This window comes from Alteromonas sp. AWJ4_199, assembly GCF_056159165.1.
In genome coordinates, this window is the sequence record NZ_JBSWUR010000001.1 from 2,893,105 (window position 1) to 2,917,396 (window position 24,292).

Sequence of the window (24,292 nt, forward strand, 5' to 3'; positions counted from 1 at the left end):
TTTAGCAACCTGTTAAACGAGTAGAGAAAAGTACTCTGACCCCCCTATTCGTAAACGCAATTATTTTCGATGAACTATTAAGAATATAACAGATTTATTCTAACTAAACATTGCAATACACTATAAGCGTTGTTCCGTAAGTTAACTGAACAACGCGCAACTGATTTTTCCAAGCTAGCGGTATATTGAAGACATAACTATGGCCAAAACAATAAACTTACGTAAAACGCGAAAAACACTGTTTTCGTTATTGAAACCGGAGGCTGGCTTTTTTTGGGTTGCTATCGCTTATGGTGTTGCAATTAGTTTGATGACACTGGCAGTGCCTATAGCGGTTCAAACGTTAATAAACAGTATTGCCAATATCGGCTCAACCCGTGCTGTTATCATCCTCGCCGTTATCTTGTTTCTTACCTTGTTTATATCAGGCGTATTCAGCGCACTTCGTATGCGCGTAATGGAGTTTTACGAACGCAAGGTGTATGCACGCCTTACCGCAGATTTAGGGCTTAAAACTATTCTTGCCCCGCATAGCTTTTTCGAAGGTCGTCAAAACGTAAGTATTACGCAGCGCTACTTCGATATTATGACGTTTCAAAAGAACATGCCTTCGCTGATGATCGACGGCTTTGCTCTGGTACTGCAGATGCTGGTGGGTTTCACGCTTGTCTCGTTTTATCATCCTGCGCTTTTTGCGTTTAACGTAGTACTTCTACTTACTATGTATGCCGTATGGAAAGTTTGGGGGCGGGGCGCTAAACGCACGGCCATCGAACTTTCTCACGCTAAGTATGATTCAGCTAAGTGGCTGCACGACATTGCCATCGCACACGAATTTTTCAAATCGGCGGACCACGTGGAATATGCCGGTCGCAGTACCGAGGGCTATATCAGTAACTATGTGAAAAAGCACAAAAGCCACTTTAATTACACTTTCGCGCAAGTGGTAATGTTCCTATTAATGTATGCGGTGGCAAGTGCGTCACTACTTGGTATTGGTGGTGTGCTTGTTGTACAAGGTGAGCTGTCTATTGGTCAGCTCGTTGCTGCTGAATTGGTGATGTCTGCGGTATTCTTTGGCTTATCCCGCTTCACTCAGTACCTAAAGCTTTATTATGAACTCTACGGTGCAGCCGAAAAGTTGGGTGGTGCTTTAGCTATGCCCCAGGAAGAGCTAAATGCCTCAGAGCACATCCCTACATCGTCTAAGTTGGTTTTTAACAATGTAGAGCTTAAACATGGCAACGATACCTGTCATTTAAACGTTGTGTTCGAGCCAGGTACTAAGTATTTCGTGACTACTGACAAAAGCTGGGTTCAAAAGCAACTGTTGGGGCTAGTAAAGCAATATGACCGCGTGAAGTCAGGCGACATATTATTAGGTGAGTTTAGCCTAAACGATTATGACACCCATGAGTTAAGGCAGGCGGTAACTATTTTAGATCGTTCTTTAATAATTGAAGTGTCTATCGAGCGATACTTGAAACTGGCTCACCCCGAGGCGAGCATTGCCGATATTCGCGCAGCCCTTGAAGAAGTTGAGATGACGAAGGTTATTGATAGCTTACCGGAAGGTCTGCAGACCAAAGTGTCGGTATTAGGTGCGCCTTTACAGCCGCTAGAATTCTTACTGCTTAAGCTGGCTGCTGCTATCGTAGGCAAACCTAAGCTGCTTGTGTTGAACCAGCACTTTGATGCCATACCTGTCGACTTAAGAGCAAGATTACTAAGACGCTTAAGCAAGTACGATTTCACCGTAATGTACTTTACCAATATGCCAATACCGGATTGCTTTGAGGGTGTTTTGCATTTACACGATAATGCGACGGCCATGTTAAATAAGTATACCAATGGCGAATCGCCAATTGTCGGTGTACAAGAAAGCGCTAACGTTACAGATACACTAGGTACTAATCCACAAAGGGCGAATACACAAACAAATGATAAGGAGGGTGAGTAAATGAATAACGCAGAACGTCGCTTTTTAGACAACATTACATCGTTACCCTCTTTGAAAGTGCCCAAACTCCACCGCGTCATCACAGGCGTGATCATTTTCTTGGTACTCGCTGCAGGATTGATACTGTACTTTACTCCTTGGATCCAAACCGCTTATGGTACAGGGATGGTTGACTCGCTCGACCCTAAAGACAGAACTCAACCAATTAACGCGCTTGTCGATGGGCAGGTTAAAAAATGGCATGTGAGAGAAGGTCAGCAAGTTAAAGCGGGCGAGCCTATTGTTACGCTTATTGATATTGATGCTCAGCGTCTTGAAAAGCTTCAATCTCAACTTTCTGCTGCAAACCTTAAAAACCAAGCTAACGAAACGGCGGTGAGAAATGCCGAAAACAACTTGGCGCGCCAAAAGTCACTACAGGAACAAGGCTTGGTGTCTCGTAAAGAAGTTGAGCAAGCTGAAATCAAAGTACAGGAGCTAAGAGCAAAAGCCGCAGCGTCTGTATCTGAAATCAACGAGGTAAGTATGACACTATCTCGTCAATCTACCCAAACCAAGTTTGCGCCTGTAGATGGTACCGTGGTGCGTTTACTGTCGGGTGGTGTGTCTACTTTTGTGAAATCTGGCGATATCTTAGGTCAGTTCATTCCTGCCGATGCCAAGCGTAGTGTGCGGGTAACGGTAAGAGGTTTAGACGCACCATTGGTAAAGCCTGGTGCAAAAGCGCGATTGCAGTTCGAAGGTTGGCCGGTTTTCCAGTTTAGCGGGTGGCCTGGAAGTGCAATAGGAACCTTCGGTGGTGAAGTGGTATATGTAGAGCCGGTGGCAAACGCCACGGGCGACTTTAATGTGTGGATCAGACCCGACGAGTCCGACGTTCCATGGCCAGCAGAAAGTTCAGCGCGATTAGGCAGCCGAGTGAAAGCCTGGGTATTGCTAGAAGAAGTTCGTTTAGGTTATGAAATGTGGCGCCAGTTAAATAACTTCCCTCCATTACCTACGCAGCAAGCACCGTCTGGTGGTGCTAAAGGTTCGGGAGCATCAATATGGTAATGCGCAGATTGTTTTTTACGGCAATTGCATTGGCTACTTATATAGGTGGAAACATACCTGGTCCATTCGCACAGACACAAAATACGAATCAAATGCAAACTCAACAGAGTAGACAAGCGCCAACCATTGAGGCTTTTATTGATAGTATGGTGAACTATCACCCTTATGTGCAGGCAATTAACGAAGGAAATTACCAAGCTGCCGCTGAACTGGAGATTGCAAGAAGCAGCTTCGACCCCTTTATTGAACAGAAAACAAAGAGCCGAGTGTCAGGTTATTATGATGGGACTAACCTAACTCAGCGTTTCACAAACCCAGTCGAAGATTTCAACGCGTCTGTGTTTGGTGAGTATCGCATTGCAGCGGGTGACTTTCCTAGCTATGAAGGGTACTACGATACACTGTCGGCTGGTGAGGCTAGTGTGGGTGTCGCCATGTCGCTTTTGCAAAATCGTGAGATAGATAAACGCAGAACTGAATTGCGTAATGCAGGGCTGGCTGCATCGCAATGGCAGGCACTAGCGACGAGCCTTATAAACGACTTTGTCTATAAAGGTGTGAGTGAATACATTGCGTGGTACGAGAGTGCGTTACAAATTCAAGCTGTTACCGAATTACTTAATACGGCGTCTGAACGCGAAAAAGCTTTGGTTACTCGGGTGGAGAAGGGCGATTTAGCCAGTATTGTACTTACCGAGTTTAAAGCCAACTTGCTTCAACAGCGTTTAACTCTGGCCGAACTTAAACAAAAGCGAGACATGCACGCGCAAATGCTGTCTTTTTACTGGCGCTCGCCAAATGGCGATATGTTGGCAATTAATAGTGAACAGCCACCTAACGAGTTAAGCTGGCCCTTCTGGATTGGCAACAGTCAATTGGTTACGCTTCGCAATGCGCTACGCAGCCACCCTGAATTGGGCATAATGAAGTTAGAACAGCAGGTGGTAGAAAATAAGGTTGCACTTGCTGACAACGCGCTACTCCCCAAGCTTGACCTTACAGCCTCTATCGCCAGAGATGTAGGTGCAGGATCTGAAACATTAGAAGGTACAGAAACCAAAGTGGGGTTATCGTTCTCTTACCCGCTGGGCAACAGAAAGGCAAAAGCAGAGCGCGCACAATTGCAGTCAAAGCAAAGAGAGCTTGCACATAAGCTTACGTCTACACAGCAAGCTATTGTACAACGATTCGAGCAAGCTTTGATTTATTGGTCGCAAGCAAAGGATATTGTGTCACTTCAAAGCGAAAATGCGGTGCTTGCGAAAACCCTATCTAGAGTGGAAAAAACACGCTTTGATGCAGGTGATAGCGATATGTTTGTTTTAAATGCGCGAGCTCAGAACGAAATTAAAGCGAAGATCAAAGAGATCAAAGCTAAGGTCGACTTGTTAAAAGCAGAGCTTATGCTTTATAGAGAAGCCGCTATGCTGTATTCATTCGACAGTTAAAGGTTGTTGTTACTAACATAGATTTCTAATGAGAAGTGGATTAGAAAACTTCGCTTGCCGTTAGCGACTACAAAACTAACAGTCACAAAAGAGGTGGTAGTCGCTAGAGAGAGCATGGCCACGATAGTTACCAGTAAAGAAGTGACTAATAGAGCGATATAAAAAAACGGCGTACTGAGCTGCTCAATACGCCGTTATTCATAAACTAAATCTTTAGGACTTATAAATCTTTAGTGCCTAATTGCTCAATGCACTATTAACGTCTTCCTCGCTTAGTCCGGCAGACATAGCGTACTCTTTTAACTTATCTTGAGAGACCCCTGCATGTTGTGCAGTATTTAATATACGCAATACTTGTTCACGCTGCTGGGCAGATTCTCTTACAGCTGTTTCAACTACCGTTTCCGCTTCGTTAGGGAATACAGCTAAAAGTGCATCTACTACATATTCGCCAACAAAAGGTACTGCATTTAGCGCACTAGTCATAATATCAACGATTTTGTTTGGATGTTCTTGCGATAATGTCTGAACAATACTATCAGCAGCATCAGGCTGAGTTAATACAGCAACGCGTACAATCTCATCTAATTCTTCAGGCGTTGATACCGCCGCAGCGTGAACAACAAAATCTACATAGGTAGGTTCTGCTTTAATAGCTAACTGTACAATGTTAGGGCAACTACTTACTTCCTTCTCTATAGCCAGCTGAACAATTTCTTCAGTTGAGGAAGGCTGCGCTGAAATGGCAGCAAAGATTATTTCTCGGTATTTGTCAGGATAAGTATCTAGTGCAATATCTACGATAGGCACTATTTCCTGAGGGTAGTGACCAGCAATAGAGCTAATAGCACGTCCTACAGACATGGTCTGTTCAACTTGACGTTTTAGAAAGGCTGTTTGAAAGCGATTCGACTCTTCAACGGATTTTTCTACGCTCGCTGAACTGGATGGCTGGATAACTCCATTAGCAGGAGCGTCTTGTGCCATTGCCACATAACTAACTTGAGAAGCTAGTATTGCCGCTGATAGCAATGAAAGAGTTCGTAACATAAACCCACCTTTATAATTATCGCGTAGTCAATTTATGACACTACCAGTATTAATACATTTATAAAAAACGCAAAGCACTGAACATCGACGCTTATATACATTCTTATACGTATTCCTTTACGCTGGCTTTAATATCAGCAACTAATACCAAGCACTTTATTAATAACGGCAGGATCAAATACTACTTTAAGAACTACTACTTTATAGGATCTGAATCCCCATCCTATTAGTAATTAGTCCATATTGTCTACTAATTATCACATTTGAATGAAAAATAGACGGTTAGTTCAGTTTTTTCATCTTTTTTAAAATAAGTGTTGACGTGAGCGCTCATTTCCCTAAAATGCGCATCCGCTTCGGGGGAAAAGCAAAACAGCAACCCTCCTGAAGTAAGTCTCTACTACCTTTATAGGCCAGTAAAGACGGGAGTTTAGAAGAAACGCTTCAGAAAATAAATTTTCAAAAAGTGTTGACAATAAAAACTTCCAGCGTATAATGCGCACCTCACTCGAACAGGGTGAGTCACTAAGAAGCAACGGCTTCTAGTGAATGTTCTTTAAAAATTTAGACAAGACAATCTGTGTGGGCACTCGTTAAGAGTGTCACAACGACGATTCATATTTCGATATATTTAATTGAAGAGTTTGATCATGGCTCAGATTGAACGCTGGCGGCAGGCCTAACACATGCAAGTCGAACGGTAACATTTCTAGCTTGCTAGAAGATGACGAGTGGCGGACGGGTGAGTAATGCTTGGGAACTTGCCTTTGCGAGGGGGATAACAGTTGGAAACGACTGCTAATACCGCATAATGTCTACGGACCAAACGGGGCTTCGGCTCCGGCGCAAAGAGAGGCCCAAGTGAGATTAGCTAGTTGGTAAGGTAAAGGCTTACCAAGGCGACGATCTCTAGCTGTTCTGAGAGGAAGATCAGCCACACTGGGACTGAGACACGGCCCAGACTCCTACGGGAGGCAGCAGTGGGGAATATTGCACAATGGGGGAAACCCTGATGCAGCCATGCCGCGTGTGTGAAGAAGGCCTTCGGGTTGTAAAGCACTTTCAGTTGTGAGGAAAAGTTAGTAGTTAATACCTGCTAGCCGTGACGTTAACAACAGAAGAAGCACCGGCTAACTCCGTGCCAGCAGCCGCGGTAATACGGAGGGTGCGAGCGTTAATCGGAATTACTGGGCGTAAAGCGCACGCAGGCGGTTTGTTAAGCTAGATGTGAAAGCCCCGGGCTCAACCTGGGATGGTCATTTAGAACTGGCAGACTAGAGTCTTGGAGAGGGGAGTGGAATTCCAGGTGTAGCGGTGAAATGCGTAGATATCTGGAGGAACATCAGTGGCGAAGGCGACTCCCTGGCCAAAGACTGACGCTCATGTGCGAAAGTGTGGGTAGCGAACAGGATTAGATACCCTGGTAGTCCACACCGTAAACGCTGTCTACTAGCTGTTTGTGACTTTAAGTCGTGAGTAGCGAAGCTAACGCGCTAAGTAGACCGCCTGGGGAGTACGGCCGCAAGGTTAAAACTCAAATGAATTGACGGGGGCCCGCACAAGCGGTGGAGCATGTGGTTTAATTCGATGCAACGCGAAGAACCTTACCTACACTTGACATGCAGAGAACTTTCTAGAGATAGATTGGTGCCTTCGGGAACTCTGACACAGGTGCTGCATGGCTGTCGTCAGCTCGTGTCGTGAGATGTTGGGTTAAGTCCCGCAACGAGCGCAACCCTTGTCCTTAGTTGCCAGCCTTAAGTTGGGCACTCTAAGGAGACTGCCGGTGACAAACCGGAGGAAGGTGGGGACGACGTCAAGTCATCATGGCCCTTACGTGTAGGGCTACACACGTGCTACAATGGCATTTACAGAGGGAAGCGAGACAGTGATGTGGAGCGGACCCCTTAAAGAATGTCGTAGTCCGGATTGGAGTCTGCAACTCGACTCCATGAAGTCGGAATCGCTAGTAATCGCAGGTCAGAATACTGCGGTGAATACGTTCCCGGGCCTTGTACACACCGCCCGTCACACCATGGGAGTGGGATGCAAAAGAAGTAGTTAGTCTAACCTTCGGGAGGACGATTACCACTTTGTGTTTCATGACTGGGGTGAAGTCGTAACAAGGTAACCCTAGGGGAACCTGGGGTTGGATCACCTCCTTACCATTACGTCGATAGACGCACTTGATGCAGTGCCTACACAGATTGTTTTGTTTATATTTAAAGATGACTTAAATAAAAGCCCTTAGCTTTGATTTAAGATCAAACCTAAGTGTTTTGAATTAAGCACTATGCTCTTTAACAATTTGGAAAGCTGATATTAATAGTAATCAATCAAAATTGAGTAACTGAGAAATCGAAAGATGACTTTTTACTCTACTTGACTGAATTGCTTGTTATCAATCGATGATTTGATAGCAAGGCAATTCTTCCGATTAGCTTGTCATGCATACGACATAACTTAGACAGAAGTCAAAAGGCTGTTTGGGGTTGTATGGTTAAGTGACGAAGCGTATACGGTGGATGCCTTGGCAGTTAGAGGCGATGAAGGACGTGTAAGTCTGCGAAAAGCTGTGGTGAGCCGACAAAATGCATTTGAACCACAGATGTCCGAATGGGGAAACCCACCTATTTATAGGTATCGTTACATGAATACATAGTGTAACGAGGCGAACGAGGGGAACTGAAACATCTAAGTACCCTTAGGAAAAGAAATCAATTGAGATTCCCCTAGTAGCGGCGAGCGAACGGGGAACAGCCCTTAAGCTGTATTGAATGTAGTGGAATCCTTTGGGAAGAGGAGCGATACAAGGTGATAGCCCTGTACACGACGCAATCTTTACAGTGAAATCGAGTAGGTCGGGACACGTGTTATCTTGACTGAATATGGGGGGACCATCCTCCAAGGCTAAATACTCCTAACTGACCGATAGTGAACCAGTACCGTGAGGGAAAGGCGAAAAGAACCCCTGTGAGGGGAGTGAAATAGAACCTGAAACCGTATACGTACAAGCAGTGGGAGCCCTTCGGGGTGACTGCGTACCTTTTGTATAATGGGTCAGCGACTTATATTTAGTAGCAAGGTTAAGCGAATAGCGGAGCCGTAGCGAAAGCGAGTGTTAACTGCGCGTTTAGTTGCTAGGTATAGACCCGAAACCCGGTGATCTAGCCATGAGCAGGTTGAAGGTTGAGTAACATCAACTGGAGGACCGAACCCACTAACGTTGAAAAGTTAGGGGATGACTTGTGGCTGGGGGTGAAAGGCCAATCAAACCGGGAGATAGCTGGTTCTCCCCGAAATCTATTTAGGTAGAGCCTCGGACGAATTCCATTGGGGGTAGAGCACTGTTAAGGCTAGGGGGTCATCCCGACTTACCAACCCTTTGCAAACTCCGAATACCAATGAGAACTATCCGGGAGACACACGGCGGGTGCTAACGTCCGTCGTGGAGAGGGAAACAACCCAGACCGCCAGCTAAGGTCCCAAAATATTGCTAAGTGGGAAACGATGTGGGAAGGCATAGACAGCTAGGAGGTTGGCTTAGAAGCAGCCACCCTTTAAAGAAAGCGTAATAGCTCACTAGTCGAGTCGGCCTGCGCGGAAGATGTAACGGGGCTAAGCAATATACCGAAGCTGCGGCAGCATGTTTACATGCTGGGTAGGGGAGCGTTGTGTAAGTGGATGAAGGTGAGTTGTAAAGCTTGCTGGACATATCACAAGTGCGAATGCTGACATGAGTAACGATAATGGGAGTGAAAAACTCCCACGCCGGAAGACCAAGGTTTCCTGTCCCATGCTAATCAGGGCAGGGTAAGTCGGCCCCTAAGGCGAGGCAGAAATGCGTAGTCGATGGGAAACGGGTTAATATTCCCGTACTTATATAATCAGTGATGGAGGGACGGAGAAGGCTAGGCAAGCTTGGCGTTGGTTGTCCAAGTGAAAGTGCGTAGGCTGAAGACTTAGGTAAATCCGGGTTTTCAAGGCCGAGACACGAGACGAGCTCCCAAGGGAGTGAAGTTGTTGATGCCCTGCTTCCAGGAAAAGCTTCTAAACTTATGATTATATGAACCGTACCCCAAACCGACACAGGTGGTCAGGTAGAGAATACTAAGGCGCTTGAGAGAACTCGGGTGAAGGAACTCGGCAAAATTGTACCGTAACTTCGGGAGAAGGTACGCCTCTGTTTGTGAACACCTCGCGTGGTAAGCAAATGGAGGCCGCAGTGACCAGGTGGCTGGGACTGTTTATTAAAAACACAGCACTCTGCAAACTCGTAAGAGGACGTATAGGGTGTGACACCTGCCCGGTGCCGGAAGGTTAATTGATGGGGTTAGTTTTCGGACGAAGCTCTTGATCGAAGCCCCGGTAAACGGCGGCCGTAACTATAACGGTCCTAAGGTAGCGAAATTCCTTGTCGGGTAAGTTCCGACCTGCACGAATGGTGTAACCATGGCCACGCTGTCTCCACCCGAGACTCAGTGAAATTGAAATCGCAGTGAAGATGCTGTGTACCCGCACCTAGACGGAAAGACCCCGTGAACCTTTACTACAGCTTGGCACTGAACATTGAACCTACATGTGTAGGATAGGTGGGAGGCTTTGAAGCACAGTCGCTAGATTGTGTGGAGCCGTCCTTGAAATACCACCCTTGTATGTTTGATGTTCTAACATTGGTCCCTTATCGGGATTGTGGACAGTGTCTGGTGGGTAGTTTGACTGGGGCGGTCTCCTCCCAAATAGTAACGGAGGAGCACGAAGGTTAGCTAATCACGGTCGGACATCGTGAGGTTAGTGCAATGGCATAAGCTAGCTTAACTGCGAGACAGACACGTCGAGCAGGTACGAAAGTAGGTCATAGTGATCCGGTGGTTCTGTATGGAAGGGCCATCGCTCAACGGATAAAAGGTACTCCGGGGATAACAGGCTGATACCGCCCAAGAGTTCATATCGACGGCGGTGTTTGGCACCTCGATGTCGGCTCATCACATCCTGGGGCTGAAGTCGGTCCCAAGGGTATGGCTGTTCGCCATTTAAAGTGGTACGCGAGCTGGGTTTAGAACGTCGTGAGACAGTTCGGTCCCTATCTGGTGTGGGCGTTGGATGATTGATGGGAGCTGCTCCTAGTACGAGAGGACCGGAGTGGACGAACCGCTGGTGTTCGGGTTGTGATGCCAATCGCATTGCCCGGTAGCTATGTTCGGAACGGATAACCGCTGAAAGCATCTAAGCGGGAAGCCGGCCCAAAGATGAGTCATCCCTGAACTTTAAGTTCTGGAAGGGTTGTTATAGACGATGACGTTGATAGGCAGGGTGTGGAAGCGTTGTAAGGCGTTAAGCTAACCTGTACTAATTGCCCGAGAGGCTTAACCATACAACGCCCAAGAAGCTTTAGGCTTTTGGAAGTGTTGTAGACAAGCTAAGCTCTGATAAAGAGCAGCAAGTAGAGTGAAAAGTAGTTACTCACTGATTGAATTGATATCAAACTTTCCGATTTGTTAGTTATTAAGCAACGATGATTAAACATACTCCTGAGAGTACTGTTAGTCCTCCTTGCGCAGAAGTCATGACAAAAAAAACGTCATGATTCTGCACTAAAAGTTTTTCCTGGCAGCCATAGCGATACGGTACCACCTGACTCCATTCCGAACTCAGAAGTGAAACGTATTAGCGCCGATGGTAGTGTGGGGTTTCCCCATGTGAGAGTAGGACACTGCCAGGTCCCATTAAGAGAAACCCGCCTAACGGCGGGTTTTTTGCTTTCCGCACCAGAGAAAAAATAATGGGGTCAGAGTCGTGACTCTGACCCCATTATTTTTAGTTTTGAGAAGCTTACACCACAGCCGCTGACTTATTTGCATGTTTGCGCTTTTATTTAACGCGTCGTTACCCTACCATTAGCGGATTGTTCGCAGTTCGTAAAATTCTATGCCTTCACTACAAGCTTACAGCACATTTGGCCTTTCAGCGTCGTGTGATTCTATCCAGTCGTTTACCGACGTTGCTTCATTTCTATCTATCTTTAATGCCTATAAAAATGAAACCAACAAAGCCATTTATATATTAGGTGGTGGAAGCAACTCGATTTTTACCGATGATTTTGACGGTACGATCCTGGTAAACGAAATAAGAGGCATAAGCCACTTTGATACTGAAAGTCATCACTACTTGCGAGTAGGTGCAGGTGAAAACTGGCACGACTTTGTAACTCTCTGTATGAAAGAGAAGTGGTATGGGTTTGAGAACTTAGCATTAATACCTGGCTCGGTTGGGGCTTGCCCCATTCAGAATATTGGAGCCTACGGTGTAGAGGTTAATTCTTTAATCGATAAGGTGGAATGTGTATTTCTTGAAACCGGCGAACAGGTATTACTAAGCAATGAAGACTGTCAGTTCGGTTATAGAGATAGTGTGTTTAAACATGCCTTAGCCAACAAAGTACTTATTACCCATGTAAACTTTGAGCTACCTAAGCAATACGAGCTTAAAACAAGCTATGGAGAATTAGCCGCACTTACCGAGCCGACACCAGAAAAGGTGTATAGTAAGGTAATTGAAATTAGAAAAAGTAAACTGCCAGATCCTAGCGAACTAGGTAATGCAGGTAGCTTTTTTAAAAATCCCGTTGTTTCAAAAACAGTGTTCCAAGCAATAGCGAAAGAATATGACTCGGTACCGCATTTCGTTGTAAGCGAAAATGCTGGTTCATCAAATGCTGGAAATGAACAAGAACAAATAAAAATTCCTGCTGCTTGGCTTATTGACCAAGCGGGTTTTAAAGGCAAAACGTTGAACAAAGTACGTTGCCACCCTACACAGCCATTGGTACTTACTAACTTAGGTGGCGCCACCGGAAGCGATGTAATAGCAATGGCAAAAGATATCATAGCAAGCGTACAGGATAAGTTTGGCATACAGCTTGAGCCAGAAGTACGCTTATTAGGAAACAAAGGACTTATTTCGCTATGAGACAAGCATCAAAAGCTATAAGAAAACATATACTCGCTTTGTTGTCTGACGGTCAGTTCCATTCAGGTGAAACCATTGCTCAGCAAGTTGGCCTTTCACGTACCGCAGTAGCGGGTCATATTTCCCAACTTGCCGATTGGGGTTTAGATGTATTTAAGGTAAAAGGTAAAGGCTACCGATTAGAACGAGGTTTTCCATTGTTAAGCGCTGACAGCATTAAACGCCATTTAGGCAATACAAAACGAGCGGTTATTGATGTGGAGTCGGTTTTACCTTCCACCAATACAGAAATGAAGAAGCGTATTGCGAGCAAACGAGAAGATCTTGAAAATGGCGATGTTGTTTTTGCCGAAATTCAAACCGATGGGCGAGGGCGACACGGTCGTTCGTGGTTAGCGCCAGTTGGCGGTAGCTTAACTTTTTCCATGTATTGGTCTTTTCCTGATGGCTATCAGAGTATGGCTGGGCTTTCTTTATTAGTAGGTCTAGCTGTTTGCGATGCGCTTAAGGAATTTGGTGTCGAAGACGCTGAACTTAAATGGCCAAACGATATTTATCTGCAGGGTAAAAAACTTGCGGGTGTACTTATTGAGGTAGAAGGGCAGATAGGTGCAACGGCGCATAGTGTTATCGGCATAGGTTTAAATGTTTGTGTACCCGATAATCAATATGATGTTGGTCAGCCTCATAGCGACCTTGCTTCTTATTTAGGCACTATTCCTGATAGAAATGCGCTAGCAGCAGAAATAATTAAATCTCTGTGGTTTTATTTGCCCAAATTTACACAACAAGGGTTCGGACCATTTACGGCTTACTGGGAAGCACTCGACTTATACGCAGATAAACGCATTGTTTTGCAGATGGGAGAGAAGCGTTTTTCCGGAATTGATAGGGGAGTAGACGCCAGCGGCGCACTACTCGTTGAAACCCAAGACGGTATTACGCGATTCCACGGTGGCGAAGTTAGCCTTAGAGGTAATTAACTTTTTATTTTTGTTTTATTTTATAGCTGAGCTACGAAGATTTTGGCCATTTTTATAATAAAAGTACTTCGTAGTTCATTTTTGTTATTTTCAAATAGAATTCTTTCCGTTCGTTATACGCATTACATTGCGACTGAAAACTAAAATATGCACAACATTGAAGAAAACCACGTCATATTAGTGGATATCGGTAACACCCGAATAAAATATTCACTGCTTTGTCATGCAGAAGAAGAGCCTAATGCATGTGAAGATGTCAATTCTCTCTTCTCTTTTATCGATTCTCAGAAAAAAATTTCCCATTTATATATAGCTTCGGTAAGAAATCAGGAGCTGGTTGATGAAATATCCGCCATGTGTAACGAGCGAAATATTGTTTTTGTAGAAAAGCACACAGAGAAAGAAGCCTTCGGCATAAAAAATAGTTACGCGAATGTTCAAAAAATGGGCGTTGATAGATGGCTTGCCATGGTCTGCGCTGCAGAAAAATCAAAAAAAGCATTTTTTGTTATGGATGTGGGTACGGCAATAACGGTCGATTTTGTTGTGGATGGTCAACATTTAGGCGGTTGGATCGTGCCTGGTTTTCAAGTTATGCGTAATGCATTGGTAGCTTCTACTAAAAAAGTGTTCGCGAATGATGAAATTCCGACCACCTTTGGAGTGGGAACCGATACTGAAGATTGTGTGGCATCAGGGTGTCATGCTGCCCTATATGGTGTTTATTTGAGCGCGGTTGATTACATATCAAGCAAACAAACCGATTTTGATATAATTTTAGGGGGTGGAGACAAAAAAGTGTTTGCATTCTTAAAATCTGCTGATAACATGCGCCTCGCTCATTTGGTGATGCAGGGTCTTGCCCGCTACGCTCGAAGTGAACTTCTAAAGGGAACATCGACGTAAGTTTTTGATTAGTTGAAAAATTGGTCAAAAAAGAAAATTGAAAAATTTTCAAAAAGACACTTGCACAGAGTTAAACAATACTCTAGAATGCGCACCCACTTGATGTAGTGCCGACTTAGCTCAGTTGGTAGAGCAACTGACTTGTAATCAGTAGGTCGCCAGTTCGATTCCGGCAGTCGGCACCATCAATCTGGAGGGGTACCCAAGCGGTCAACGGGAGCAGACTGTAAATCTGCCGGCTCAGCCTTCGCAGGTTCGAATCCTGCCCCCTCCACCACTTTCTCTATGAGGTGGCCAGAGAATTAGGATTGCGGGCATCGTATAATGGCTATTACCTCAGCCTTCCAAGCTGATGATGCGGGTTCGATTCCCGCTGCCCGCTCCAAATCAGTGCTGATATAGCTCAGTTGGTAGAGCGCACCCTTGGTAAGGGTGAGGTCGGCAGTTCAAATCTGCCTATCAGCACCAGTTTATTTCTCCCCAGCTCATGTAAAATTTCTAAATTTTTTAATGTAACTTTGCTGGGATAATAGAAATGGCAAAAGAAAAGTTTGAACGTACGAAACCCCACGTAAACGTGGGTACAATCGGCCACGTTGACCACGGTAAAACTACCCTAACTGCAGCTATCACTACAGTTCTTTCTAAAACTTACGGCGGTTCTGCTCAGGCTTTCGATCAAATCGATAACGCGCCTGAAGAGAAAGCTCGTGGTATCACCATTTCTACTTCACACGTAGAATATGACACTCCTACTCGTCACTACGCACACGTAGACTGCCCAGGACACGCTGATTACGTTAAAAACATGATCACTGGTGCTGCTCAGATGGACGGTGGTATCCTAGTAGTAGCTGCGACTGATGGCCCTATGCCTCAGACTCGTGAGCACATCCTACTTGGTCGTCAGGTTGGTATTCCTTACATCATCGTATTCATGAACAAGTGTGACATGGTTGATGATGAAGAGCTTCTAGAGCTAGTAGAAATGGAAGTTCGTGAACTTCTTAACGAATACGAATTCCCAGGTGATGACCTACCAGTTATCCAAGGTTCAGCTCTTAAAGCGCTTGAAGGCGACGCAGAGTGGGAAAAGAAAATCATCGAGCTTGGTGAAGCGCTTGATTCATACATCCCAGAGCCAGAGCGTGCAATCGACAAGCCGTTCATCCTTCCAATCGAAGACGTATTCTCAATCTCAGGCCGTGGTACTGTTGTAACAGGTCGTGTTGAGCAAGGTATCATCAAGGTTGGTGAAGAAGTAGAAATCGTAGGTATCAAAGACACTACTAAGACTACTTGTACTGGTGTTGAGATGTTCCGTAAGCTTCTTGACGAAGGCCGTGCAGGTGAGAACGTTGGTGTTCTTCTACGTGGTACTAAGCGTGATGAAGTTGAACGTGGTCAAGTACTAGCTAAGCCTGGTTCAATCACTCCACACGTTAACTTCGAAGCAGAAGTATACGTACTATCTAAAGATGAAGGTGGCCGTCATACTCCATTCTTCAAAGGCTACCGTCCACAGTTCTACTTCCGTACAACTGACGTAACTGGTGCTGTAGAGCTTCCAGAAGGCGTAGAAATGGTAATGCCTGGTGACAACCTTAAATTCAAAGTTGAGCTAATTGCTCCGATCGCGATGGAAGAAGGTCTTCGTTTCGCAATCCGTGAAGGTGGTCGTACAGTAGGTGCTGGTGTTGTATCTAAGATCCTAGACTAATCTAGACTTAGCAACACAAGCCAAAAAAAGCGCACTTAGGTGCGCTTTTTTTATGCCTGCGATTTTTTAGGTCGGGAGTGAAGCCCCATCAAAAACACGCCGAAGAGCCATCCATGGCGGCTTCGCAGCAGCGTCCCTGCTGCTGAGAGTTTTTGATGGGACTTCACTCCCTCCTTGATCGGCATAGTCAATAGCTTGAGAGGAGGAGGGGAGCAATACGCCGTCAACCCATCCATGGGGGCTCCGACACCGCATTCCTGTGGTGTAGGGTTTCAGCGGGCACAACAATCACTCCCTTCTTGCGGCACAGCAAGAAGTTTGGGGGGATAAAAAGAAACACGCCGTAAAACCATCCATGGCGGCTTCACAGCAGCGTCCCTGCTGTTGAGAGTTTTTGATGGGGCTTCACTCCCTCCTTAATCGGCATAGCAAAAAGTTTGAAGAGGAGGGGAGCTATACGCTGTAAACCCTTCCCAGCTTTATGTAAGAGCTTCGAGATCAACCCGCATTCTCCCCATTAACCGCTTTCCCCAAGCTGTCTGCCTATAAAATACGAATGTCACTTGCCAATGATTTCTTATAGTGTTGTTATACAGTAACAATTAATGGCTATCATGCCCGGCTTTATTGTTTAACGAGATTTTCATGATTACACGACGCCAGTTTTTAGTGGGTTCTTTGGCATTTGGTGGCCTAGCTAGCAGTGCTTTTGGTAAGAAAATGAACTTGGCGTCAATGCCAATTAGTGAAGGCTATGGAGCATTAGTCGCCGACCCACAAAAGCTGCTCGATTTACCTAAAGGCTTTAGCTATAAAGTTATATCTTCTCTTGGTAATAACATGTCTGATGGTATGCATGTACCTGATAGAGCAGATGGCATGGGGTGTCTTCCTGTAGAAGGTACTAGCGACAAAGTGGCGCTTATACGTAACCACGAACTGCACCCAAAACATTTAAGTGCTCAGCCTGAGTCTATTCAAGCGCATACCAGCGACTTAGCTTATGATAGTTACGCTAATGGCATTGCGTTACCTGGCGGTACCACAACCATGGTGTACAACCTTAGCACTCAAAAAGTTGAAAGTGAGTTTATTAGCCTGGCTGGCACCGTAAGAAATTGTTCAGGCGGCATTACGCCCTGGGGCACGTGGCTAACGTGTGAAGAGTCGGTAGACCGTCCTCACGGCCCTAACGGCGATGTAGTAAACAAGGATCACGGCTATATATTTGAAGTACCTGCAAACGCTGACTCACTTATTAAAGCTAAGCCACTTAAAGCAATGGGGCGCTTTAACCACGAAGCTGCTTGTGTTGACCCTAAAACGGGTATCGTTTATCTGACCGAAGACAGAGGCGATAGTTTGCTTTATCGCTTTGTACCAAGTGAATACGGTAACTTAGCGGCGGGCGGTCAGTTAGAGGCTTTGGTGGTAAAAGGGAAGTCTCAGTTCGATACACGTAACTGGTCTTCAGATACTATGCCAGTGGCAACGTGGTTTGACGTTGAGTGGGTAGCTTTAGATAACCCAGAAAGCCCTAATGATGATTTACGTGTGCAAGGGTATGATAAAGGTGCTGCGCTTTTCGCTCGCGGTGAAGGCATACACTGGGGCGAAGATGAGCTTTATTTCTGCTGTACCAATGGCGGGCAAAAGCAGCTAGGCCAGGTAATGAAGCTTGTTCCCTCTGCAGATGGTAAACAAGACAAGCTGCAGCTGTTTTTAGAAAGTGAAGACAAGAATCTGTACAACTTTGGCGATAATCTAACTGTATGCCCGAATGGGCATTTATTAGTGTGCGAAGATCAATACACCGACATAGTAGATAACCATTTGCGTGGTGTTACGCCAAGCGGAGAAGTATACAACTTTGCTAAATTACATGCGCAAACAGAACTGGCAGGTGCGTGTTTCTCGCCTGATGGAAATACGCTTTTCGTCAATATTTACTCACCAACCAAAACGTTGGCAATCACCGGCCCCTGGGTTAATGCCTAAGTCATTTTAAATGATTTTATGCGCAGCGTTTTGGCAAAAACGCTGCCACATTCTTTTCTCATACACTTAGCCTTACTATACTCTCTAGCCTCTAAAACACAGATAATCTTCACTTTCCTACAGCAATAGCTATCACTCTCTTTCATAAAACAATGCGATTAGTCAGCATGTTTACAATCGCTTTATTTAATTAGTCGAATCATATTATCTCGTTTTAATAGTTTTACTCAATTGATGATAATGCTCTCAACTTAACAAGGAGAGCGAAATGAGCGCACTATTTAAAAAGCTAACAACGGCAAATAGCCATCGTGTTTCCTCCACCACGAATCAACTCATTCGAACGCAATGCAATTACGCTGATAACTATTACGGCGACCAAGTTTGTGTAGAAGTAAAAGCTCCTAAACCTCGTACCAACCTTCATGTAGGAGTACAGCTGTGAGAGCCTCAATGAAATCAACCTTAACTAAATTCGTACTAGGCGGCGTTGCTGCCAGTATGCTTACATTAGGCGTAAGTGCAGATACACTAACTCGCCAAAATGGCGCACCGGTAGGTGATAACCAAAACTCGCAAACCGCAGGTCCATGGGGACCAGTATTACTACAAGACTCTCACCTTATTGAAAAGTTAGCGGCATTCGACCGGGAGCGTATTCCAGAGCGCGTTGTTCACGCCCGTGGTGTCGGTATCCATGGCTACTACGAAAACTATGTCGACTTATCTGAAGAGACAGTTGCCGCTCCCTTCCAAGGTGAAGGTAAAAAGACTGAAGTATTTGTTCGTTTTTCATCAGTAGTCCATGGACATTTATCGCCAGAAACGCTGCGCGACCCACGTGGTTTTGCGGTGAAGTTTTACACCGAACAAGGTAATTGGGATCTAGTAGGTAATAACTTCCCGGTTTTCTTTATTCGTGATGCAATCAAGTTCCCTGATATGGTTCACGCATTTAAACCGTCGCCGGTAACGAACAAGCAAGATGCGAAGCGCATTTTTGACTTTTTCTCTCACGTGCCAGAGTCAACGCATACGTTAACCATGCTTTTCTCTGATTATGGTACACCAGCAAGCTATCTAAATATGGACGGCTCAGGTGTTCACGCATTTAAATTTGTTGATGACGAAGGAAACTACAAGTATGTGAAGTTTACTTGGAAAGCGAACCAACCTATTAAGAACTTCTCAGCTGAAGAAGCAATGAAAGTTCAAGGTATGGACTTCCAGCCGCATACTACTGATGTGTATACCCGTATCGGTGAAAAAGGTGAAACAGCATCTTGGGATTTGTATCTTCAAGAGCTAGAGCCAGAACAGTTAGATGATTTCGAGTTTAACCCACTTGATACTACTAAAATTTGGCCTGAGTCTTTGGTGCCTGCTAAGAAAATTGGTCGCCTTGTGCTAAACCGTGTGCCGGATAACTTCTTTGAAGAAACTGAGCAAGCGGCATTTGCACCAAGCAACTTAATTCCAGGTATTGAGCCATCAGAAGACAGAATGCTTCAAGGTCGTTTGTTCTCGTATGCTGATACACAGCGCTATCGCCTAGGTGTAAACGCGTACCGCATTCCGGTTAATACGCCTAAAAATACAGTTATCAATAACCACGAGCAACACGGTCAGCTTCGCACAACTAGCTCTAATCGCGATGTGAACTATCAGCCAAGCCGTCGTCTTGATCTTAACGAAGATCCAGCATTTCGTTATTCAAGCAAGCCGCTTGCAGGTATGACACAACAAATTCCGTTCTACAAAGAACAGAACTTTAAGCAAGCGGGTGAGTTTTTCAGAAATCTGACTAATGAAGGTCAAGCGCATCTAATTAGTAACTTAGGTGGAGCGTTAGCATCGGTACCTGAAGAAGAAATTCGCGTCATTATTAGTGCTTATATGTACAACGCTGATAAGGACTACGGTGCAGGTGTAGCAAAATTAGCGAAAGCACCAATGTCGAAAGTTCGCCAAACTGCAAAAGACTTAATGGAACAGCAAGCTGCACGTGCCGCTAAAGCAAAACAAGTTGCTGAAAGCCTAACCGCACTAATGCAATAAGCTAAGTAGCAATAGGGTTGGGAGTTACATCACAGTGTTGAGTAACTCCCATTTTTCTCAAACCACTTTTCTATAACAAACTTCCTGTAACAGCTTTGCTGAAAACAGTTTAGTAGTAACCTAATTTACATTTACCAGTAAGGGGGCTCAATGTCTTTTTTGAAGCAAACACTTATGGCAGCACTGTTCGTCGTTGCCACCTTCACCAGTTTTTATACTAGTGCGGCAACTGACTCAACCACTCAAGCTAATCCTCAACAAAGTGCAACTACGCCTAATATGGAAGCCTTGAAAGCGCGCTATTTTGATGCGGCGCGAGCAGGCGATAGCGCCATGCTAGCTGCATTTTATCAAGCTGGCCTAGATGTTAACGTAGCGGATCAAAAGGGCTATACCGCGCTTATTCTTGCTGCCTATCATGGCCACACTGAAACGGTAGACTTCCTTATCAGCAATGCACACGCTAACCCATGTCAAGAAGACAATCGCGGCAACACTGCGCTAATGGGCGCCATCTTTAAAGGGCATGTAAGCGTGGCCAAACAGCTCGTATTTGCCGATTGCGATATTGACGAAGAAAACGCACAAGGCCAAACCGCGTTAATGTTTGCAAGCCTTTTCGACAGACAAGAAATTATCAATACGCTTATCGATAAAGGGGCTAACCCAGCTCATATGGATAAAGCGGGTAACTCGGTAGCTGATATCGCACTTTCACAAGGTAACTACGAGTTAGCGAAAGTATTGCGCGAACAAAACGCTAATTAAACCGCGTCATCTTAGATAGCATTGGATACAACTAGGGGGAACTCCCTATTTGTATTCAATGCATTAAGTTCAATACTAAGCCCATAAGAATTTAGAAGTGGGTTTACTATGAAAACGTTACTTGCTGCATTTTTTATCTTTTTTGCATCATCCTCTTTCGCCGGCGTAATTACCTATGATTTCACTCGATTAGTGTTAGGTGACGAAGCTGACCAAACCAGTTTAATTGGGCAAATCACTTTTGATGAAAACGAAACCCAATTCGATATGAGCACGTGGTTATCATTTTTCTTTCAGCTAGAGTTCAATGGTACGACTTATAATATTTTAGAAGACGATATTGATGAGTTTGCGATAGTTGATTTAGAAAATGGTGTGTTTGGTGATGAAAGCGGTGAAGGTTTTCAGCTATTTATTGAAGACTCAAGCGTTCCATACGAATTCACTATTAGTTCAGGTTTAGCCGGGCTAGGAGCATCAGACTCGTGTGTGTTTTTTGAAAATGGTGACCGCTGCGCAGGTGGCTTGTTTCAACTGGTTAAAACTGTCGAGTCTACAGATGGCTCAACACAAGTGAGCGAACCTGCTTCTTTTGCCACTGCGATGCTAATTTTGTTCGCGTTTACTTCTTTCAGAAAGCGCAAACTATAAGGCTTCTTCAATTCGAGAGAGTGGTTTATTTCCTGTACCACGTTCGTTCCCTCCAACTTGTCTATGTTTCTCGATAGTTGGTGTTTTTAGCCCTCCATTTGTGAGGGCTTTTTTCTTTTTAAGTTTCTGATTTTTCGGCGCTTTTATAAATCACGCCGAATAGGGGGAACTCCCCATAGTTTTGCTTCTTGGGTTGATGAATACTCAAGGAGTACTCAAAGAGAGGTGTATTATGAAGTTCCTTAATAACAAAACAGTATTATCAGTAGCCATTGCTTGTGCCCTACCAGCGAGCATGGTGTATGCAAAAACTTTCGATAAAACATTGGCTGATGCACTTGCTGCTTCGCCACTAGAACTACAACAAGTTATTGTTACATTTGAAGGTAAGGGACCTGCCACAACAGAACAAATTACCGCACTTGAATCGTTGGGCATCACTGGTGGTGTTAGCCTGCGTAACGTGCCTATTGTTGGTGTGTTAGCCAACAAGCAGCAAGTTGAAGCGCTTTATCAACGTGATGACGTTGTGTCAGTGTGGAACAACGACCCGCTAGAATTAGAAAACCATGAGTCTACCCAAATTACCGGCGTGCAGGCACTACAGGCTGACCGCGATATTCGCATTAACGGTATGCCAGTATCAGGTAAAGGCATTGGCGTAGTGGTAAACGACTCGGGTGTTGACGGTACCCACGGCGATTTAGCTTTCCCTGATCACGTTGTACAAAACGTTTTAGCGCAGGTAAACCTAAATAGCTATAGCGGCATTTTGCCGATTACATACCAAGAAAACGTATCTAAGACTGATATTCTAGGCGGTCACGGAACACACGTAGCTGGCACAGTAGGCGGTAACGGCGCCAAGAGTGGTGGCTTACATGCAGGTGTAGCACCGGGTGCAGACATCATTGGTTATGGCTCGGGCGCCGCTTTATTTATTTTAGATACTATCGGCGGCTTCGACTACGCACTAACCCACCAGTTCGACTACAACATTCGCGTAATTTCTAACTCATTTGGTAACACAGGTGATGTAGGTACAGACTTCAACCCAGACGACCCAACGAACGTTGTAACTAAAGCACTGGCAGACAACGGTATTATTACCGTATTCTCGGCAGGTAACTCAGGCCCTGGCGAATCGACAATTACCGGTAACTTCAAAAAAGCACCTTGGGTAATTACAGTGGCTGCGGGCAACAAGCAAGGCGAGCTAGCTGACTTTAGTTCTCGCGGTGTCGACGGAAAAGGCGGACAAGCGATTGTTGATGGTGAAGTGTTCACGTGGGAGGACCGTCCTACTGTAACTGCGCCAGGAGTAGACGTTATTTCTGCTCGCGCATCACTGTCTAGCTTAGGCGGTTTGAGCGCAGCTGACGACGCGGAAATGATTGAGGCACAGCACTTACCGTTTTATACCGTATCTAGCGGTACTTCAATGGCTGCGCCGCACGTGTCAGGTATTGTTGCATTAATGCTAGAAGCAAATCCAAACCTTCAGTGGGAAGATGTTAAGCGTATTCTTCAGGAAACCGCAACACCAATGGCTGGTATGGACGAATGGGAAGTGGGCGCAGGCTACGTGAACGCTTATGCTGCGGTAACTGCAGTGCTTGAAGGTGAAGAAGTATTTGGCGATACAGTGAAGAAGAATCGCGAGTTTAACGCATTTGCTAACGTTGCTGAAGGCGATAGCTTTACGCTACCTACAACTTATCTTCCTGTTGGTGAGTCACCAGTAGAAGAGTTTGAGGTAACGTCTGACGTATCTATGGTGGTGGCGAGCGCGTCAATTGAAACGGCAACAGCGTTCGTATTAGAAGACCCGGCAGGAAATACCTACGGTTCTGGCATTGGCCTACCTGTTTTAGGTTCTTCTGTTGGTACAGCTGCTCCGGGTATGCCGGGTACATGGAAACTATACAGCCGAGGTATTGGTAGCATTAGTGGTGTGTCAGTTGACCCACTCGGTGTTACAAACGGTGTAGGTATTCCTGGGACTAACGATGTGAATATTCGCTTGTTAGTTACATCAGGCTATACCGGTATTGATGATGCAGTAGGCCATCCAGCGAAACCATTCATTGAATATGTAGTAGCAAATGAGCTAATGGACGCAAAGGAAAGCGGTTTTGCACCAGATGCACCGTTAACGCGTGTAGAACTTGCTGATACGCTAGCGCTTAGTGCTAATCTTCGTCAAACCAACGATGGTAATACAGTGAACTTCACTGATGTGAGTGCAGAAAACGCTGCCGCGGTAAATTCAGCAACAGCAACTGGCGCTGTGCTTGGGGATCTAGAGATGAATACGCAACCGGTGATGCAAGTTGACGGCGACTTTTTTGGTAGCAATATGCAGGTAAGTAAGGAAGAAATGGCGTACTCAATGGTTCAAGCATTAGGTCTTGAAGATGCCGCGAGCAGCTTTGACTCTGAAAAGGTTATCGCTATCGTGCTTGGTGAAGCGGTGGAAGTTGAAGATACAGATGCAATTGCACCTGAGTATCGCGGCTATGTTCAACAAGCTTTAGCTGCAGGGATAATGCAGGTGGAAGTGAAGGTAGAGCAAGGTCCGTTTGACCTACAGCCTACGCTTAAAGCCTTCTTTAACCCACAAGATGGCGTATCACGAGGCGAAGCTGCGTTTATCCTAACGCAATACGCAGAACTTTAGTCCTTTAAGGCGAGGGCCGGTTGTAACATTCAAAACACGCGGTAAACC

The 24,292-nt window shown here is 45.2% G+C and carries 14 protein-coding genes, 4 tRNA genes and 3 rRNA genes; 20 read left to right on the forward strand and 1 reads right to left on the reverse strand.

Annotated elements, in window-relative coordinates; genetic code table 11:
• Positions 1-199: 199 nt before the first annotated feature.
• The 3 genes from ACXAER_RS12685 to ACXAER_RS12695 are packed head-to-tail and all read left to right on the forward strand — an operon-like array spanning position 200 to position 4,461.
• Complete coding sequence (locus ACXAER_RS12685; RefSeq protein ID WP_474829718.1) at positions 200-1,960, forward strand: ABC transporter transmembrane domain-containing protein; 1,761 nt, start codon at positions 200-202, stop codon at positions 1,958-1,960.
• The gene (locus ACXAER_RS12690; RefSeq protein WP_474829720.1) at positions 1,961-3,013 is read left to right on the forward strand and encodes an HlyD family secretion protein; all 1,053 of its coding nucleotides are present in this window, start codon (positions 1,961-1,963) and stop codon (positions 3,011-3,013) included.
• Positions 3,007-4,461 (forward strand): TolC family protein, encoded by a 1,455-nt coding sequence (locus ACXAER_RS12695; RefSeq protein WP_474829722.1) that lies wholly within the window; start codon positions 3,007-3,009, stop codon positions 4,459-4,461. Before ACXAER_RS12690 ends, ACXAER_RS12695 begins: the two co-directional genes overlap by 7 nt.
• Positions 4,462-4,698: 237 nt before the next feature.
• On the opposite strand, the gene ACXAER_RS12700 is transcribed toward ACXAER_RS12695, so the two are convergent.
• A complete protein-coding gene (locus ACXAER_RS12700) occupies positions 4,699-5,511 on the reverse strand; it encodes a hypothetical protein (RefSeq protein ID WP_474829725.1) in 813 nt (270 codons plus the stop codon).
• A gap of 632 nt (positions 5,512-6,143) precedes the next feature.
• On the opposite strand from ACXAER_RS12700, the gene ACXAER_RS12705 reads away from it, so the two are divergent.
• The 17 genes from ACXAER_RS12705 (at position 6,144) to ACXAER_RS12785 (ending at position 24,244) form a co-directional block, all read left to right on the forward strand.
• A 16S ribosomal RNA gene (locus tag ACXAER_RS12705) occupies positions 6,144-7,676 on the forward strand.
• A gap of 333 nt (positions 7,677-8,009) precedes the next feature.
• A 23S ribosomal RNA gene (locus tag ACXAER_RS12710) occupies positions 8,010-10,885 on the forward strand.
• Between the two features lie 232 nt (positions 10,886-11,117).
• A 5S ribosomal RNA gene (gene rrf, locus ACXAER_RS12715) occupies positions 11,118-11,233 on the forward strand.
• Together the 16S, 23S and 5S rRNA genes form the textbook arrangement of a ribosomal RNA operon.
• Before the next feature lie 206 nt (positions 11,234-11,439).
• A complete protein-coding gene (murB, locus tag ACXAER_RS12720) occupies positions 11,440-12,480 on the forward strand; it encodes a UDP-N-acetylmuramate dehydrogenase (RefSeq protein ID WP_474829727.1) in 1,041 nt (346 codons plus the stop codon).
• Positions 12,477-13,463 carry a bifunctional biotin--[acetyl-CoA-carboxylase] ligase/biotin operon repressor BirA gene (gene birA / locus ACXAER_RS12725; RefSeq protein ID WP_179984680.1) on the forward strand — a complete coding sequence of 329 codons (987 nt, stop codon included), beginning with the start codon at positions 12,477-12,479 and terminating at the stop codon, positions 13,461-13,463. The genes murB and birA overlap by 4 nt, the downstream gene beginning before the upstream one ends.
• 147 nt (positions 13,464-13,610) lie before the next feature.
• Positions 13,611-14,369, forward strand: a complete 759-nt coding sequence (locus ACXAER_RS12730) for a type III pantothenate kinase (protein WP_474829730.1) — start codon at positions 13,611-13,613, stop codon at positions 14,367-14,369.
• 109 nt (positions 14,370-14,478) lie between these two features.
• Positions 14,479-14,554: transfer RNA gene (locus tag ACXAER_RS12735), tRNA-Thr, on the forward strand.
• A gap of 7 nt (positions 14,555-14,561) precedes the next feature.
• Positions 14,562-14,646, forward strand: a tRNA-Tyr gene (locus ACXAER_RS12740).
• A 33-nt stretch (positions 14,647-14,679) separates the two neighbouring features.
• A tRNA-Gly gene (locus tag ACXAER_RS12745) sits at positions 14,680-14,754 on the forward strand.
• 7 nt (positions 14,755-14,761) lie between these two features.
• Positions 14,762-14,837: transfer RNA gene (locus tag ACXAER_RS12750), tRNA-Thr, on the forward strand.
• Between the two features lie 67 nt (positions 14,838-14,904).
• On the forward strand, positions 14,905-16,089 hold the full coding sequence (gene tuf, locus ACXAER_RS12755) for an elongation factor Tu (RefSeq protein WP_012519826.1): 1,185 nt from the start codon (positions 14,905-14,907) through the stop codon (positions 16,087-16,089).
• Between the two features lie 645 nt (positions 16,090-16,734).
• Positions 16,735-18,087 (forward strand): alkaline phosphatase PhoX, encoded by a 1,353-nt coding sequence (locus tag ACXAER_RS12760; protein ID WP_474829732.1) that lies wholly within the window; start codon positions 16,735-16,737, stop codon positions 18,085-18,087.
• A gap of 268 nt (positions 18,088-18,355) precedes the next feature.
• A complete protein-coding gene (locus ACXAER_RS12765) occupies positions 18,356-18,532 on the forward strand; it encodes a hypothetical protein (RefSeq protein WP_474829733.1) in 177 nt (58 codons plus the stop codon).
• Complete coding sequence (locus tag ACXAER_RS12770) at positions 18,529-20,145, forward strand: catalase (RefSeq protein ID WP_474829735.1); 1,617 nt, start codon at positions 18,529-18,531, stop codon at positions 20,143-20,145. The genes ACXAER_RS12765 and ACXAER_RS12770 overlap by 4 nt, the downstream gene beginning before the upstream one ends.
• A gap of 150 nt (positions 20,146-20,295) precedes the next feature.
• Positions 20,296-20,913 (forward strand): ankyrin repeat domain-containing protein, encoded by a 618-nt coding sequence (locus tag ACXAER_RS12775; protein WP_474829737.1) that lies wholly within the window; start codon positions 20,296-20,298, stop codon positions 20,911-20,913.
• Between the two features lie 108 nt (positions 20,914-21,021).
• Positions 21,022-21,564, forward strand: a complete 543-nt coding sequence (locus tag ACXAER_RS12780; protein ID WP_474829739.1) for a hypothetical protein — start codon at positions 21,022-21,024, stop codon at positions 21,562-21,564.
• A 232-nt stretch (positions 21,565-21,796) separates the two neighbouring features.
• Positions 21,797-24,244: a S8 family serine peptidase gene (locus tag ACXAER_RS12785; protein WP_474829741.1), complete on the forward strand. Its 2,448-nt coding sequence runs from the start codon at positions 21,797-21,799 to the stop codon at positions 24,242-24,244.
• Positions 24,245-24,292 lie beyond the last annotated feature (48 nt).

Bases quoted from the DNA above. Each gene is read 5' to 3' on its own strand.
- ACXAER_RS12685 (WP_474829718.1), top strand. From the start codon at position 200: ATGGCCAAAACAATAAACTTACGTAAAACGCGAAAAACACTGTTTTCG.
- ACXAER_RS12690 (WP_474829720.1), top strand. From the start codon at position 1,961: ATGAATAACGCAGAACGTCGCTTTTTAGACAACATTACATCGTTACCC.
- ACXAER_RS12695 (WP_474829722.1), top strand. From the start codon at position 3,007: ATGGTAATGCGCAGATTGTTTTTTACGGCAATTGCATTGGCTACTTAT.
- ACXAER_RS12700 (WP_474829725.1), bottom strand. From the start codon at position 5,511: ATGTTACGAACTCTTTCATTGCTATCAGCGGCAATACTAGCTTCTCAA.
- murB (WP_474829727.1), top strand. From the start codon at position 11,440: ATGCCTTCACTACAAGCTTACAGCACATTTGGCCTTTCAGCGTCGTGT.
- birA (WP_179984680.1), top strand. From the start codon at position 12,477: ATGAGACAAGCATCAAAAGCTATAAGAAAACATATACTCGCTTTGTTG.
- ACXAER_RS12730 (WP_474829730.1), top strand. From the start codon at position 13,611: ATGCACAACATTGAAGAAAACCACGTCATATTAGTGGATATCGGTAAC.
- tuf (WP_012519826.1), top strand. From the start codon at position 14,905: ATGGCAAAAGAAAAGTTTGAACGTACGAAACCCCACGTAAACGTGGGT.
- ACXAER_RS12760 (WP_474829732.1), top strand. From the start codon at position 16,735: ATGATTACACGACGCCAGTTTTTAGTGGGTTCTTTGGCATTTGGTGGC.
- ACXAER_RS12765 (WP_474829733.1), top strand. From the start codon at position 18,356: ATGAGCGCACTATTTAAAAAGCTAACAACGGCAAATAGCCATCGTGTT.
- ACXAER_RS12775 (WP_474829737.1), top strand. From the start codon at position 20,296: ATGTCTTTTTTGAAGCAAACACTTATGGCAGCACTGTTCGTCGTTGCC.
- ACXAER_RS12780 (WP_474829739.1), top strand. From the start codon at position 21,022: ATGAAAACGTTACTTGCTGCATTTTTTATCTTTTTTGCATCATCCTCT.
- ACXAER_RS12785 (WP_474829741.1), top strand. From the start codon at position 21,797: ATGAAGTTCCTTAATAACAAAACAGTATTATCAGTAGCCATTGCTTGT.